Genomic DNA, 15,188 nt, shown 5'->3' with positions numbered 1-15,188 from the left:
TAAGATGAGGGCGCACATCGGTAAGATGAGGGCGCACGCCGTGCGCCCCTACGGTTCAACGATTCATATTTCCCTATCTCAATGCTGAATAGCCAAATGGGATGAGAGAATAAGATAAGGTGTATGGAGAATGTTACCGATGAATGACTATCACCAACAATTACTAACTGCATTCCTGAATGGTTTAGCCAAATTAGAACAACCGCTACCGCCAAAAGTGCAGTCTCAACTCCATGATTTAGCCCAACAGATGAAAGCCAATCCCGATACAATTGGCAATCTGGATAGCATTGCAGCAGACTATCCTCCCCTCGATACTCTGTATCATCAGGAATGTAATCAACTTGAGCAAAATGTAGGAGTTCGCAATAAAGGATTACCGCCACAACCCATCCCCAATGAAGCTACCCAAGAACTAACGAATTCCGCCATTGCTATTTTTACCGCTCCTGATTCTGTTGATCAAGCCAAGACTAAAACTAATCCTAATCTTCTACAACGGATTTGGCAAACAATTCGGGGTAAAAACTGAGTATGTCTGATTCGATTATCTATCCCAGCATTGACTTATTCCTTTATGATCTCAAGGAAGGATTAGGTCAAAATGCTAATCAAATTGACCAAAATAGACGCCAATTCTGGCAGAAAGTCTACGGTGATTTAGATGAAAAAAGCTTTGAGGAAACCTACACCAAACTGTCCCCCACTCAAACCCTTGATTCTGGCATAATTTCCTTACTAGAAACCAGATATAGATACTTTCCTGATCCGTTCGATGGGTACTACGAACCCCTAGAACTTAATGATACCTATGCTCTCCAGGTTGATTATTCAGGAAAACTAGATGCGAATAATCAATCCAATGATCAGCCTCAACCTCTCCACGATAAACCCTTCTTTCACCTAAAACAAGAACTGATTCAACGCCTATCCCAACAAACGGGAATACGTGGAGATTCAACCCGCGATTCAAGATATTAAACACATCACCGAACAATGTGAAAGAAACCGCGTGAGTTTAGGGCGACTGCAAAAAACTCTGAAAGACCACTTGATTAATTTAGCGGATTATGCTCTTGCCTTAAACGCTCTACAAAACCAAAGCCGTACCCTGACGATTAACCTGGAAAACTATCAGTATCGGCTGCAAAGTATGCAGAAAAAGTATTCAGGGTGTGACTTAACGGTTCTGGAAGAATTCAGCAGTGAACTCTACGCCCAGAAATACCAGCGCCAAGTCGCCTCCGACTGTGAGAACTTCCAACCCGGACTCACGTTACTAGAAAACCTGAATAGTACGCTACAAGGGATTATCGACGTTGAGCAAACCAAGAGCGATCGCGCCTTGGATAATACTATCGCCTTAGCTGGAATTGCACTAGCGATTAGCGGCTTAACCGCCACCGCGATTTCCGTACAACAACCCCAGCCGAAATCCTACACCGATGTTTCGTTTTTATTCTCACCCATTTTTATCTGGAGTCTGGGATTAAGCGCCCCGTTTCTTATCGCCCTCCTCTATCGTCTCATCGCCCATCTGTGGCGGCGGTAAATTGTGTAATAGGTGTTATTCTCTTCCCGGTAGAAGATTACCTATTTTTATCTTCCTCAGCTTCCCCGTGGGGATTGGGCGAAGCATTCGCGTTGAGACTTTGGTAGAAAACCGGTAGATTTGGGCGCGAATGCGAGAGCCCCTACAAATACCTCATCTTCCCCTGCTCCCCCTGCTCCCCCTGCTTTGTAGGTGTCACCGCCCATCCTAAACGAGTGGGCTGCTGATAAATCCGTTTGAGGGTGTTGATATCCCGCACGGAGATTTCCGGGGGATGGCGAACCTGGGAATAGTACATCGTATCTGTTTCTACGGGAGAATGACCCCAAATCCCCAAAGCATGTCCTATTTCATGACGAGCCGTGGCTAGGGTATAGTCTACCGTTTGGTGGGGACTCAGATAAATGGTAAACTTATGTGCTAAAATTTCCTGTGGTTCCTTCACTCCTGGACGCAGATAAAATTCGTAGCGAGTTTCTGCGGTACGGGCGCGAATGTTCTCAAATCGTTGGGTTTCGCGGTTAAAGGAGGCTTGCAGAGGGGGACGCGATCGCACAATCGTAATATCTGCCGATTCTGTCTCAGAAACCACCTGTAACGGTAAATAGACAGTCCATTCCTCTACCGCTTGTAACACAGCATTGTACCAACTATGGAATCGTTGAGCACTAGCCGAGGATTCCGCTGATTCTCTGGGTTGTTCAATATAAACCTGAACCGGAAACTCAGACCAAACCAGATACTCCACGGGGGTTAACTTAATATCCGTCAAATAATCACCGACACCAGTTTGATCATCCCACTGCGCCAATGTTTGGGGGAGGGGGTGAGGTTGAGGAGTTGGGAGAGAGAACGGAATCCCAGGGACATGCCAAGATATCGATAGTAACAGAATTAAACCACTGGTCAAGATCGCTATCCACAAGAGACGTTTCCTGGTGCTATGGAGGAAACGCCTCAGCTTGGGAGCGGTAATTTTTCTCATCCCAAATTCTTTGCTTGTTCGATTCAGTGGGGGAAGATATCACTGATTCAACCACCCAGCACTGAGAACAATGGTCAAACCGATAAAGATAATGGCAAGCACCCAGGTAACCCGGTTGAGGGCGGTTTCTGCACTTTTGGCACTGGTAAACAGTTGGGCTTGACCACCAATCCCACCAATACCATCCCCTTTGGGACTATGAAGCAACACTAAAATAATCAAACCGAGAGCAGATACTCCCCAAATAATTTGCAGAATTTGACTAACGATCATCGCTGATTATGGTTTAGTTGTCAGTGGAAATTTGGTCTTGTTATTTTCGTCCCAGACCAAAGACTACAAGGCAACTCGTACTGGCGTCCGATTCTTCCGCACATCAAACTCCACTGGTTTAATCATAGAACGTCCCGTCATTTCTGGCGGTTGTGGTAGTTGTAAGATGTCCAGAATCGTCGGGGCAATATCTGCCAAACGTCCATCGCTACGCAGGGCAACTTCTGTGCCATGTCCAGGGATTTTTAATTTTTCCCCTTCTATCAGAATAAAGGGTACAGGGTTAGTTGTGTGCGCGGTCCAAGGATTGCCTTGTTCATCTTGCATGTATTCCGCATTCCCGTGATCGGCGATAATGATCGCGGTTCCGCCAACTTTGTTGATATTCTCAATCAACCGCCCCAAGCAGTGATCCACCGTTTCAATGGCTTTCACACAGGCTTGTGTATTTCCTGTATGTCCCACCATATCCGGATTGGCGTAGTTGATCACAACTAAGGAGTAAATCATTTTGCTGATCGCCTTTACCGCCACTTCCGTCACCTCGACGGCGGACATGGCGGGGGCGCGATCGTAGGTTGACACCATGGGACTGGGAATGAGTTCCCGATCCTCTCCTTCAAAGGGTAATTCTAAACCGCCATTAAAAAAGTAGGTAACATGGGCGTACTTCTCGGTTTCAGCGGTGCGGAATTGGCGCAACCCCTTACTGGCGATGACTTCGCCGAGGATATTATTCAAGTTCTGCGGCTCAAATGCCACCAAAACCGGGAAGTTGGGATCATACTGAGTAAACGTGGCAAAGGCTAGGGGTTGAATCAGTTCCCGTTCAAATCCGCTAAAGTCCGGATCGGTGAATACTTGGGTCAGTTGTCTGGCGCGATCGGGACGGAAGTTATAGAAAATCATCCCATCCCCCGGTTCCACAGCACCAGACGTAATCCGAGTGGGTAGAATAAACTCGTCGGTAATGTCCGCCTGATAAGACGCTTGCATCACCTCAACCGGACTACGACCATCCCCATTCCCATCCTGGGTGATTATGTCGTAAGCTTTTTGGATGCGATCCCAGCGATGATCTCGATCCATGGCATAGTAGCGACCACTAATGGTGGCAATGCGTCCAATGCCAATTTTGTCAATATGCTCTTGAATGGTCTGAATATAGCTGATCCCGGAGTTAGGGTTGGTATCACGACCATCCATAATGGCGTGAACGCAAACATCAGAGAATCCTTGGGATTTAGCAAAATCCAGTAATCCCAGCAGATGGTTGATATGAGAATGCACACCACCGTCTGAACACAAGCCAATCAGGTGTAACTTACCACCTTGATGCTTAAGTTCTTGGCTCAATTTCTGCAGGGCTGCATTCTCATGGATAGAACCATCTTCCACAGCATCTGAGATGCGAACTAGTTCTTGGGGAACGACACGCCCAGCACCAATATTCAGGTGACCCACTTCCGAGTTACCCATTTGACCCTCTGGTAGACCTACGTCTTTACCAGATGTCCGAATGGTTGTACTGGGATAAGCCGCCAAAAGGCTATCCATTACAGGGGTTCGAGCGATGGCAATGGCATTTCCATCCATTGCTTCGCGGTAGCCCCAGCCGTCCAAGATGACTAGCACCACAGGAGATACAGGTGCTTGCATCATAGTATCGCTCTTTATTCCTACACTAATTTCACCGCCATGATATCATTAGTTTCTTGATTTGATGGCTAATTTTTGCCTTTCGTTTGACTTTTTAGGCATTTTGCCGGAAAATTTAGCAGCTTCTTCGGTCTATTTTCTTTCTCAGGAATCATTGTTCTCGAGCAGCTCTTTGCAGAGGATACTTGTTGACACTATTCTCAACTAGCTAACTCTTGTGTCATGAGTCAGGTGACTATAAGAAGAATGTCGCTAACTCCCATAGCCGGAAATTTCGTTTCTGCGTCAAAGCTAAAGTAAGCATCGAGCTTACGGGGAAATTCTTTGAGTGACTTTTCAGGGGAAGTCTAAAAACCTGAGTCGGGGCGGGTTTATTTACATCGGGTTGCGACCGAAAAGATAGTCGTGAAACCCGCCCCTACAGAGGCACCACATACCGTGAAAAGTCAGAATTCTGTGAACCAGTTTCAACTGGTTTAAGCTTTTAGCCCCAACTTTAGTTGAGGGCTGACTGGATCGTGAAATTCGTCCTAAATGTTTTATCGACGTTTGGCGGAGGCTTTTTTCTTGGCAGCTTTCTCAGCTTTCTTGGCAGCTTTTTCGGCTGCGATCGCGGCTAATCTTGCCTGTTCTTTCTCTTCGGCAATTTTATCGAGGTAGTAGTGATAATCACCTAGATAAGTTCGGAACTCGCCATCGCGAATTTCAACAATTTTCGTCGCCACTTGGGAAATAAAATAACGGTCGTGGGAGACAATAATCACGGTACCATCATAATGCTGGAGTGCTTCCTCTAACATCTCTTTGGCGGGGATATCCAGGTGATTGGTTGGCTCATCCAATAGGAGTAAATTTGCGGGACGTAGCAGCATTTTTGCTAAAGCCAGACGGGCTTTTTCTCCCCCACTCAGGGATTCGACTTTTTTGAAGACTGTTTCACCACTAAAGAGAAATCGCCCTAATAAGGTGCGAACGTCTTCATTTTTCCAATCGGGAACTTCATCATGGATGGTTTCCATGACAGTTTTAGTTAACTCCAGCGCTTCGGCTTGATTTTGCTCAAAATAGCCGGGAATCACATTATGCTGACCCAGTTCCACAATCCCTTCTGTGGCGTTTTCCATCCCCATCATTAGGTGTAATAGCGTGGATTTGCCTGATCCGTTGGGTCCTAAGAAAGCGATGCGATCGCCCCGTTCAACCAGCAAGTCTGCACCGAGGAAGAGAATCTTGTCGTCGTAGGTATGCACCAAATCCTTAATCTTGACCACCTCGCGACCACTACGAGGGGCTGGGGGAAAGCGAAAATGTAAGCTTTTTAAGCTACCCGTTGGTGCTTCAATGCGTTCAACTTTTTCTAATTGTTTCTCGCGGCTTTTTGCCTGGGTGCTGCGGGTTGCACTGGCGCGGAACCGCTCAACAAAGGCTTGCTGCTTTTCTAGTTCTTTCTGCTGACGCTCGTATGAGCTGAGTTGGGATTCTTGCATCTCGGCTTTTTGCTGTAAGTAAGCCGAATAATTGCCTAGGTAGGTGGTAGAGACGCCGCGTTCTGTTTCCACAATCTGGGTACAGAGGCGATCCAGAAATTCCCGGTCATGGGATACAATCACCATCGGGGTTTTTAAGCCTTTTAGATAATTTTCTAACCATTCGATGGTTTCTAAATCGATGTGGTTAGTCGGTTCATCTAACAGTAATATATCAGGACTTTGCAGCAGGATTTTACCCAAACTCATCCGCATTTGCCAACCGCCACTGAACGCGCTAACTAAGCGATCGCCGTCTTCGGGAGCAAATCCCATTTCCGGTAATATCTTCTCGATTTGCGCTTCTAGAGAGTACCCATCCAGGGCTTCAAACTGACGCTGCAATTTATCCAGCTTGTGGATCAGGCGATCGAGTTGATCAGGATCAGCGGTTTCCATGTCCCGTTGCACCTGCGCCAGATTATGCTGTACTTGGTTGGCTTGTGTAAATACCGTCCAAAATTCTTCGCGCACCGTGCGAGTGGGATCGACTTCAAATTCTTGGGTGAGGTAAGCGATGTGGAGACTGGTAGGGCGGATGACTTCTCCAGCCGTGGGTTCTATCTCCCCCGCAATAATCTTGAGTTGAGTAGATTTACCCGCACCATTCACGCCAACTAAGCCGATGCGATCGCCCGGTTTGACTTCCCAGTTGACATCCTTGAGAACTTCGCCAGTGGGATAAATTTTACTAATGTGTTCTAGTCTCAGCATGGGTGTAATGTCTCAAGCAGATTACAGCAGGGAGATTGAGCTACCCGACGTTTTGGGTGCGCCGCTGACTCTCTATCCGTGTTTATCGTAACAAAATTTAATGGATCTATTTATGGGTATCTACCGATAAGCTTTTAACAAAATCCGCCCTTTGTCATACAAAAGAGGGTTGGGTATCGTTTTGTAGGGGCGGGTTTAGGGGTAAAGCTAGGATATCTACCGATAACCTTTCAACAAAACCCGCCCTTGGTCATAGTGAACCGATAGTATCGAGGATTTAGCGGAGTTAGCGGTGAGAGAATATGGAAAAGGGATACAAAGAAGACTAAAACTGGTAAAGGTAGGTTACCACGTTTTCGGCGTTGATAGTTCTGAGTCAATGATCGCCATAGCACGAACCCGAGTACCAGAAGCGGAGTTTCAGGTTGAGTCACTGTTCAATGTAGATATCCCCGCTTGTAATGCTGTCACCTCTATTGGTGAATGCCTGAATTACCTGTTTGATCCAAAGAGCGATCGCGCTTCACTAATCCAGCTATTTTATCGTATTTATAACGCATTAGAACCTGGGGGTGTTTTCATTTTCGACATTGTAGAACCCGGACAAGTTGCACCAGGAATACCCAGCCAGGGATTTACCGAAGGAGAGGATTGGGTGGTACTGGTGGAAAAGCTGGAGGATCGTGAACAGGAACTATTAACTCGTCGAATTATTACGTTTAGGAAGGTGGGGAAATACTACAGACGGGATGAGGAAGTACACTATCAGCGATTATACCAAGGAACAGATATCGCGGAACAACTGCGTCAAGTCGGTTTTGAGGTACAAACGATGCGGAGTTATGGTGAATACCCTCTGCCGAAATCTCGTGTAGCGTTTATCGCACGTCAACCCACCTAATGGCAGCAATATATCACAGCTTGTCATTGAATAAATCTTGATGATTTTAGTTCTTGCTATTCAAAGCATGAGTTGACATTTAAACCTGAGCGAATTAATCCTTGTTGTTGAGCTAATTTGTGATTTAGCACGACCAAATAAGCTACCAATAAATGCCAAGTTTTTATAATAAATTTGGGTTAGCCACTCTAGTTATAATTCAGTCCGCGTAGGCGGACTTTGTTTGTGTAGCAGCGATTTCAATCGCCGTAGCAAAAGGGGGTAATAAAGGCGGATTTTGCTGAATCGCACGCTCCTCGTATTCTGGTGGGCAGTGCCCACCCTACGGTAGATCAAGAGTTTCGGTGTTCCCAAAATGCACGCTTTTCAGTGCCATTGATCTTATGCTGAATCGATTATTATAACGTATTTACTGGGTGATATGGTGCTGTTAAATGTTAATCTAGGTGAACATTGAGTCACCTAGATTAACTTGGGGAATCTGTGTATCCCAACGCTGAATCATAGATTACAGCGTGGGTCTTACAACTTCCCCAAACCCCTGTTACAGCTAAACGATATACAGAAGAAGGCTTTTCTCGACTCGAAGCCATCTGGCAACAACGGCAAACGTATTTGCGCGATCGCTATGTCACAATGAAATCTTGGCACACACGATGAGGACGATAACCCTAATGTTCAGAATCGGTAAAATACTCACCGCTTTATCACTCTCGCTATTTTTACTGGTGACGGCTTGTGCCGCACCATCCACCGCTCCCCCACCCTCAACCGAAGCACCTCAAACTAACACTGAGCAACCCACTCAGGCGCCCACAGGCGAACCTTTGGCTGGGGGGCAATTTAATAAATTCTTCCCCAACCCTAGCGGTGATTACCAGCGAATATTTGCCCAAGAGAAAACTGGATTTGCCGAAGCGAAGTTGAAACAGGATGGCAAGGATGTGGCGGTGCTGTCGATTAATGATTTAGCCAATAACCCCAGTGCGGCTAAGAAATTCCAGGATAGCACTAAAACAATTGCAGGCTATCCCGGTGTAGAACAGGGGAAGACACAAACTGCAATTCTAGTTCGCGATCGCTTCCAAGTCAAAGTCCAATCCCGTGACGACTCCTTTACCCCTAGCGATCGCGAGGCTTGGTTGGAAAAATTTGACCTGCAAGGATTATCCCAACTCAAATAAAATTGGTCATTTGTCAAAACACTGATTTCCCAGATTTATTGTCCAGATGCGGGTAGGGGATGAAAGCTTAGTTACACGGATTACACAGAAAGGTTAGTTCTCTATCATTCATTTGTCCTTTGTCATTGGGAACAAACTAAAGATATCATTGAAACGATTTATAGGAGACTTTACATGAGTAAATCTATTATTGAATTAGTTGATAACTTACCTCAAGGTGGGCTAACCGTTTCCGTCTTGAAAGCCTTAGACTTTGTTGCTCCCGGTGATTGGCAAAATGTAGTCGGCTTTGAAAATACCGTGCGCGAGGTGACAGGTGAAGATGATCCGGCATTAATTCAGGATATTAGTGAACGCGCTCTTTGGCTCTATAACGATAAGTCCCAAGGCTATCAACGGGCAATTTGGCTTTTTCAATCCGTTGATAGTGCGGATTTTGCCCTCGGTGCGGCTGCTTTAGCCAATAAAATTGGTGAACGAGTTTCGTTTCTGGGATTTTTAAATCGGTTGACGCCCAAAGCTGATACGGCACAAACCATCGATCTGTGTTTAAAAGTTGTGGCAGAATTGGTGGCGTTTTGTCAAATTAACGGCATTCCTGGAGACAGTATTGGGGATTTTGTCAATGCTTTAGCCGATTATAGCGGTGAGTCAATGATCCGGATGGCGGGGCTCATCTGTATTGATGGTTTGATTCCCCTGGGTCCCGATTTCATTCAAGTGGCGCAATCGACTCTTTCTGGGTTAAGTCCCTCTGGCTTAGAACAAAATTCCACCTTCCAACAAATCAGTAGTTTAATTCCAGGAAATAGTTCTCAAGGAAAGCTGAACTTTATTGGGGAAAGCTTCGATGCGGTAAAAGGTTGGATGGGTGGCGTCGTCGCCGCGAGAGGGTTGACACCCAAAAAGGTGGTTAATCACCTGCAAGGATTTGTGGAAATTGCGGATGATAAGTTGGACTATCTTGCCGCATTCCTAGACACGTCAACGAATTATTACGAACATACTGGCACTCAAACCGTCGCCCGTCGTTTAATCGAACGAGCAGCGGCTGAAATTTGATAGTCTCCATAAAGTCGGGTTCTAAAACATTTAGGTGTGTTTCAAATTCCTCACCCAGGTAAATAACAAAAGCGCGATCGCGAATCCTCCGGCGAATCCGGAAATCAGTGGGGTATCTGTATGACGCAGTGCGATCGCACCATAAGCCCAGGCAATTACTAGGGGAAAGGCAATATCCGATCGCTGAATAATCACCGTTGCTGTGATTACCGCCCCAACCATGAGGGCAATTGCCGTCCACGCTGAAGGGTCAATCCCCCACCCACTCCAGCCGAGGTCGTAGAGTACAATTGCTACATTCAGAATTGTGGCTACACTGATCCACGCCAAATAGATACTCACAGGAATGTGAACATACCATTTCTGCTTCCGAGACACCCTGACAGAACCAATACCCAACCGCAAATAAACTCGAATCAGTGGCACTAAAATCCCCAGCATCGCCACCAGCGACAGCGCGAACTGGCGATACTGGAACAGAAACACCCAAGCAATCTGGGCAAAACTCGCCAGCACTAAACTATAGCCCATCTGGCGCAAATGAGGATTTTGCTCCTGGTTGGGCAGTACCTGATAGATGCCCAAACTAATCAAACCCAGATAAATAATTCCCCAGATGGCAAAGGCATAGCTGGCTGGGATAATCTTAATCTCTCCAAAAATAGTATTGGAGATTTCGCCGATTGTCAGTCCACCAATCGGTGCGATATTTGCCCAGATATTAATGCCAAAAGCAGCGAGGATAGCACTTAACGTGAGAATTTGCCTAAGCCGATCTGGGTTTAAAGAGTTGAACTGTTTCATGTTACCGCCGAGTTAAAATCTCGGTTATGCTGGAGGTCACTTAAGTTTTTGTTTAATAAATGCCACGAGCTGTCCCATTTGTTTCTTTAACCCATCAACTTCTGCCTGTAAATGTTCAATTTTTGCATTTAAGGCTTGAACTTCGTCTGATGAAACACCGGGAGCTTCAGTCGCAGGAGCTTCTTCTTTGGGAGGCACAGCCATGACTGGGCGTTTTTTAGCCTTTGCCATCGCTTCCTTAATCGCATCAACCAGTTGCTTCTTTTCAAAGGGCTTTTCGACAAAGGCAAAATACTCAAATGGCTCAGGTATTTTTTCCGTTACTTCTTCCTTTCGACCTGACATTAATACCAAAGGAATGCTCTGGAGAGTACCATCACTTTGAATTTGTTGGAAAACATCCCAACCGCTCATTTTAGGGAGCAGGAAATCTAACATAATTAGATTGGGATGCTCCTGATTGATTAGATTGAGACCTTCAATACCATCTTTGGCTTCTAGCACTTCAAAGTTACCGGGCGGCAACATTTCTTTAACGCGCATCCGGATGACTCGACTGTCATCAATAACTAATATTTTATGGCTTGCCACGACTGACTCCTTTGGAGAGATAAAAGAAAAACGTCTTAAGCCCAGGTAGAGCAGACCCCATAATTCCACTCAGACAGACCTTACAGAGTCTGTTTCCGGGAAAACAACGGATGACCGACCCACACCTGTAACTCTTTTGCTGTTTTGAGATCGAACCCAAAAGCACTCATTGTGCATGATTCTAGATTAATCTGCTTGGTTGGTTGAGAGCAAAACTCGGATCGAATCAGAGTCCGAGTAAAATGCTTTACCATTTGTATCGTAAAGAGTAACACTGCTACAAAAAATCCCGACAAAATGGACATAATGGGACAAAACTCAGCCGTGTATATTTCTTAGGCGTTCATCTCAAGCGCATTGCTGCGGTTAGACAAGATAGCAGCTAGTGACTTATAGAAACGACTATAAGCCCAACCAGACAACATTCTGGCATACTTAGTTGAGTTCATCGGCTGGGGTTGGTAGTCCTTTGCCGTATGGAAATGTTGCCATTGCTCTGATCACGATTGTGTGATACTTTTATCATATATACTTTTGGCTCAACAATTGGGATAAAATCAATTGTCATCCTTGATCGGGAAATGTCGGGAAAATGAGCGTCCTAGTAGAAACTCTTGCTGATAGCTCACCAAAGTGATTATGGATTTGCCTACTCAACCCAATCTGTCTGCTAAAAACCTTTGGCGAGAGGAAATTACTGCCCTACCGACTTGGTTGCGACGCCCCATTGGTAACGCCAGTGATATCTCCACGGTGCAGCGCATTGTTAAACAACGGCAAATTCACACGATCTGTGAAGAGGGGCGCTGTCCCAATCGGGGGGAGTGCTATGCTAACAAAACGGCGACCTTTTTGCTAATGGGTCCAACCTGTACCCGTGCTTGTGCTTTTTGTCAAGTGGATAAGGGTCATTCTCCTATGCCCCTTGACCCGGAAGAACCCCAGAAAATTGCCGAATCGGTTCAGTTATTGGGGTTGCAGTATGTGGTACTGACATCAGTAGCGCGAGATGATTTACCGGATCAGGGCGCAAGTTGGTTTGTTGCCACAATGGATGCCATCCGGCGACTGAATCCAGATACCCAAATTGAGGTGCTAACGGCAGATTTTTGGGGCGGGAGAGGTACAGACAATCAAACTCCAACCGAGTTGCAGCGCCAACGGGTGAAAAAGGTGGTTCAGGCGCATCCCGCTTGTTATAACCACAACATTGAAACCGTAAAACGACTGCAAGGACAAGTGCGCCGGGGTGCCCAATATGAGCGATCGCTGGATGTTCTGCGCCTCGTCAAAACCCTTGACCCGACAATTCCCACGAAGTCAGGATTGATGTTGGGACATGGAGAGACGGAAGCTGAGGTGATAGAAGCCATGGAGGATTTGCGCCGCGCTGAATGCGATCGCCTCACCCTAGGACAATACATGCGTCCCTCTCTGGAACACCTGAGAGTGCAACGCTATTGGACACCAGAGGAATTTGACCGACTCGGTGCGATCGCCAAAGACATGGGTTTCACTCACGTCCGTTCTGGTCCCTTGGTTCGCAGTTCCTACCACGCGGGTGAATGGTGAGCATCACCATTTTGATTCCGCTTCACAACTGGCTTAGTTAGTGTATTGGTACATCACGGTTTGTTTTGTGTCGTTCGCCCACCGATATTCAGCCCTGGATCGAGAGGAACACCAGTTCCATAGGATTCAGTCACTTCCTGGGGCAAATTGGAAATAATTGGTTCTTTGGTTATAGTCGGTTGATTAAGCTAGCCGAAAGATATATCGAAGTCTGCTTCGTTGACAAATCTTATACAGCGCGATCGGCGCATAAATACCTATGACTGTACCCAGGATAAGGTGTGCGATCGGCTCAATGGGAAGCATCGCCTATTGGTAATCTAATCGATGAGCTGTGACCCATTAATAATCAACAATCACTATTATTAACTTTGGATTTTAAGCGCATATTCCCGGAATCGCTCCAAATCTGCTTGAATCGTAGACTCGACAATTTGACCTAAGAACAAACCATCCATCAACTTACCCAAAATGCCAGGAATATCGTAAGCCACAGTAAGTTTAACAACACTACTTCCGTGGCGATCATAAAAGCGTACTGCACCCCGATTAGGCAAACCATCCACAGATTCCCACTGAATAATCTGATGGGGTACTAATTTTAGAATGCGGGAGAGCCAGCTAAATTCAAAGCCACTGCTGGCGAGTTTCCAACGGGATAAATCTGGATTGTCTTCGAGGATTTGTACCGAGTCAATCCACTTCATCCAGCGAGGCATTTGCTCTAAATCAGACCAGAGGCTCCAAACAGTTTCCATTGGCACCTCGACTTCAACCTGTACACTGTGTTCTAACCAGTCAGATTTATTTGTCATTTGTTTATGTCATTTGTCAGGGAACAGGTAATTCAAATTCATAATTCATAGCAAGTTAGTTGTAGATCATAATAGTAGTTTCTCTCCCCCTGCTTCCCCTGCAAGGGCGGGTTTAGTCACGTTATCTGTTGTTTCCAGAACGTTATCTGTAAAACCCGCCCCTACATCCCGAGCTTCCCCGGTTCTCAGATAACTTGTGAACTACTCAGGCTTACTTCGTAGAAGCCTGAGCTTCTGATTTCACAGGGAATTGCGTCAGCTTAGATTTACGCCCAAGCTTCGGTCTCACATCCCCTCCATCAGCAGTAGTCCCAGTCCCTGAGACCAATAAAATTCTGATGCCTTCTGCTCTAATATTTGCTGAAGCATTGCCGTCTCTATCATGGTGAGTGCCACAACTAGGGCAAGTCCATGACCTAACCTCTAAGGGCATCTCGTCTACCTGATAATGGCAGTTTGAGCAGAGTTTAGAACTAGGGAACCATCGGTCAATTTCTACCAGTACCTTACCCTCTTCTTCAAGCTTGTACGATAGGAAATTGACGAACATCCCCCAGCCCACATCAGAAATAGATGCAGCTAGTTTGTGGTTACGAACCATGCCCTTGGTATTCAGACTTTCGACTACGATGACTTGGTTTTCGTCAACAAGCTTTCTGGACAGCTTATGCAGGTAGTCTTGACGGACATTACTAACTCGTTCGTGAACCTTAGCTACCAGTTTTCTGGCTTTATTCCTTGAGTTGCTTCCTTTCTCCTTTCTGTCTAATTTCCGTTGTTTCCGCTTTAGATTGCGTTCATGTTTGGCTAAGTGCTTGGGATTAGCATATTTAGAGGTTTTGACCCCATCATTGACAATAGCGAAGTTCTTCAGCCCTAGATCAATCCCAACTACCAAGCCATCGGTGTTAGTCGGCGGGTTATTCCCTTCTACCTCGGTCAAGACGGATGCAAAATACTTGCCCGATGGCGTCATACTTACCGTTACCGTCTTGATTGTTCCCTGAATGGGGCGGTGTATTCTTGCCTTAACTTTTGCCACGCGACCCGGAAACTTAAGACAATCACCTGCAACTTTGACCGATTGAGGATACTGAATGGACTGCTTATTCCTTTTAGCTTTGAACCTTGGATATTTGGCTCTACCATCGAAAAAGTTTTTGTAGGCAGTCACTAGGTTGAGCGTAGTAGCCTGTAACACCTGAGAATAACACTCAGATAACCAACACCTTTCCTCCTGTCTCTTTAGTTTAGGTAAGAGTGCATTCAATGCAGAACGGTTCAAGCCTTTGCCCGTTAAGTGGTAAGTTTCAATGCACAAATTGAGTGCATAATTCCACCACCAGCGACTACAGCCAAAGTGTTGAGCTAGTATCACTTGTTGTTCAGTTGTCGGGTACAGCCTTACCTTGACGGCTTGATGTCGCATTGTTTATCACCTCTTCTTACCAGTATATACTATTTAGGGTAAGCCTGTCCGGAAGATGGGAAATTGAGGAACGAAATTTCCCACTGTCCATCCTCACCCTACGAGAGTTGAGGGTGAGGAC

The 15,188-nt window shown here is 46.0% G+C and carries 15 protein-coding genes; 7 read left to right on the top strand and 8 right to left on the bottom strand.

The window, feature by feature from the left end; all coding sequences use genetic code 11:
- Positions 1-139 precede the first annotated feature (139 nt).
- From RIM23_RS31155 to RIM23_RS31145, 3 genes are read left to right on the top strand one after another with little or no spacing between them, the layout of a single operon-like run.
- On the top strand, positions 140-532 hold the full coding sequence (locus RIM23_RS31155; protein WP_446372437.1) for a hypothetical protein: 393 nt from the start codon (positions 140-142) through the stop codon (positions 530-532).
- 2 nt (positions 533-534) lie between these two features.
- Positions 535-981: a hypothetical protein gene (locus tag RIM23_RS31150; protein WP_446372435.1), complete on the top strand. Its 447-nt coding sequence runs from the start codon at positions 535-537 to the stop codon at positions 979-981.
- Entirely contained in the window at positions 950-1,552 is a 603-nt protein-coding gene (locus RIM23_RS31145) for a hypothetical protein (RefSeq protein ID WP_446372433.1), read from the top strand. Before RIM23_RS31150 ends, RIM23_RS31145 begins: the two co-directional genes overlap by 32 nt.
- 142 nt (positions 1,553-1,694) lie before the next feature.
- Here the strand turns inward: RIM23_RS31145 and RIM23_RS31140 are convergent, their stop codons facing one another.
- From RIM23_RS31140 to RIM23_RS31125, 4 genes are all read right to left on the bottom strand, one after another.
- The gene (locus RIM23_RS31140; RefSeq protein ID WP_446372431.1) at positions 1,695-2,537 is read right to left on the bottom strand and encodes a matrixin family metalloprotease; all 843 of its coding nucleotides are present in this window, start codon (positions 2,535-2,537) and stop codon (positions 1,695-1,697) included.
- 39 nt (positions 2,538-2,576) lie between these two features.
- Positions 2,577-2,810: a preprotein translocase subunit SecG gene (secG, locus tag RIM23_RS31135; protein WP_446372429.1), complete on the bottom strand. Its 234-nt coding sequence runs from the start codon at positions 2,808-2,810 to the stop codon at positions 2,577-2,579.
- A gap of 63 nt (positions 2,811-2,873) precedes the next feature.
- Entirely contained in the window at positions 2,874-4,472 is a 1,599-nt protein-coding gene (gene gpmI / locus RIM23_RS31130; protein WP_446372427.1) for a 2,3-bisphosphoglycerate-independent phosphoglycerate mutase, read from the bottom strand.
- Between the two features lie 536 nt (positions 4,473-5,008).
- On the bottom strand, positions 5,009-6,709 hold the full coding sequence (locus RIM23_RS31125; protein WP_446372425.1) for an ABC-F family ATP-binding cassette domain-containing protein: 1,701 nt from the start codon (positions 6,707-6,709) through the stop codon (positions 5,009-5,011).
- Positions 6,710-7,001: 292 nt separating this feature from the next.
- Between RIM23_RS31125 and RIM23_RS31120 the strand changes: the two genes are divergently transcribed.
- The 3 genes from RIM23_RS31120 to RIM23_RS31110 all read left to right on the top strand — a co-directional run bounded on the left by RIM23_RS31120 (position 7,002) and on the right by RIM23_RS31110 (position 9,856).
- Entirely contained in the window at positions 7,002-7,610 is a 609-nt protein-coding gene (locus tag RIM23_RS31120) for a class I SAM-dependent methyltransferase (protein ID WP_446372423.1), read from the top strand.
- 674 nt (positions 7,611-8,284) lie between these two features.
- Positions 8,285-8,794: a hypothetical protein gene (locus RIM23_RS31115; protein ID WP_446372421.1), complete on the top strand. Its 510-nt coding sequence runs from the start codon at positions 8,285-8,287 to the stop codon at positions 8,792-8,794.
- A 174-nt stretch (positions 8,795-8,968) separates the two neighbouring features.
- Entirely contained in the window at positions 8,969-9,856 is an 888-nt protein-coding gene (locus RIM23_RS31110; protein WP_446355557.1) for a hypothetical protein, read from the top strand.
- A 30-nt stretch (positions 9,857-9,886) separates the two neighbouring features.
- Here the strand turns inward: RIM23_RS31110 and RIM23_RS31105 are convergent, their stop codons facing one another.
- On the bottom strand, positions 9,887-10,660 hold the full coding sequence (locus RIM23_RS31105) for a tryptophan-rich sensory protein (protein WP_446372419.1): 774 nt from the start codon (positions 10,658-10,660) through the stop codon (positions 9,887-9,889).
- A 36-nt stretch (positions 10,661-10,696) separates the two neighbouring features.
- Positions 10,697-11,251, bottom strand: a complete 555-nt coding sequence (locus tag RIM23_RS31100; protein WP_446372417.1) for a response regulator — start codon at positions 11,249-11,251, stop codon at positions 10,697-10,699.
- Positions 11,252-11,890: 639 nt separating this feature from the next.
- On the opposite strand from RIM23_RS31100, the gene lipA reads away from it, so the two are divergent.
- Positions 11,891-12,823, top strand: coding sequence for a lipoyl synthase (gene lipA, locus RIM23_RS31095; RefSeq protein WP_446372415.1), 933 nt, complete (start codon positions 11,891-11,893; stop codon positions 12,821-12,823).
- 365 nt (positions 12,824-13,188) lie between these two features.
- Here lipA and RIM23_RS31090 read toward each other — a convergent pair whose 3' ends face one another.
- Together RIM23_RS31090 and RIM23_RS31085 are read right to left on the bottom strand one after the other, a co-directional pair.
- Positions 13,189-13,638: an SRPBCC family protein gene (locus RIM23_RS31090; protein WP_446372413.1), complete on the bottom strand. Its 450-nt coding sequence runs from the start codon at positions 13,636-13,638 to the stop codon at positions 13,189-13,191.
- Positions 13,639-13,849: 211 nt separating this feature from the next.
- Positions 13,850-15,067, bottom strand: a complete 1,218-nt coding sequence (locus RIM23_RS31085) for an RNA-guided endonuclease InsQ/TnpB family protein (RefSeq protein WP_446372411.1) — start codon at positions 15,065-15,067, stop codon at positions 13,850-13,852.
- Between the last annotated feature and the right edge of the window lie 121 nt (positions 15,068-15,188).

Origin of the sequence: Coleofasciculus sp. G3-WIS-01 (assembly GCF_040223135.1) — a bacterium.
Taxonomy (GTDB): domain Bacteria; phylum Cyanobacteriota; class Cyanobacteriia; order Cyanobacteriales; family Coleofasciculaceae; genus Coleofasciculus.
This window is presented reverse-complemented; position numbering and strand designations above follow the sequence as displayed.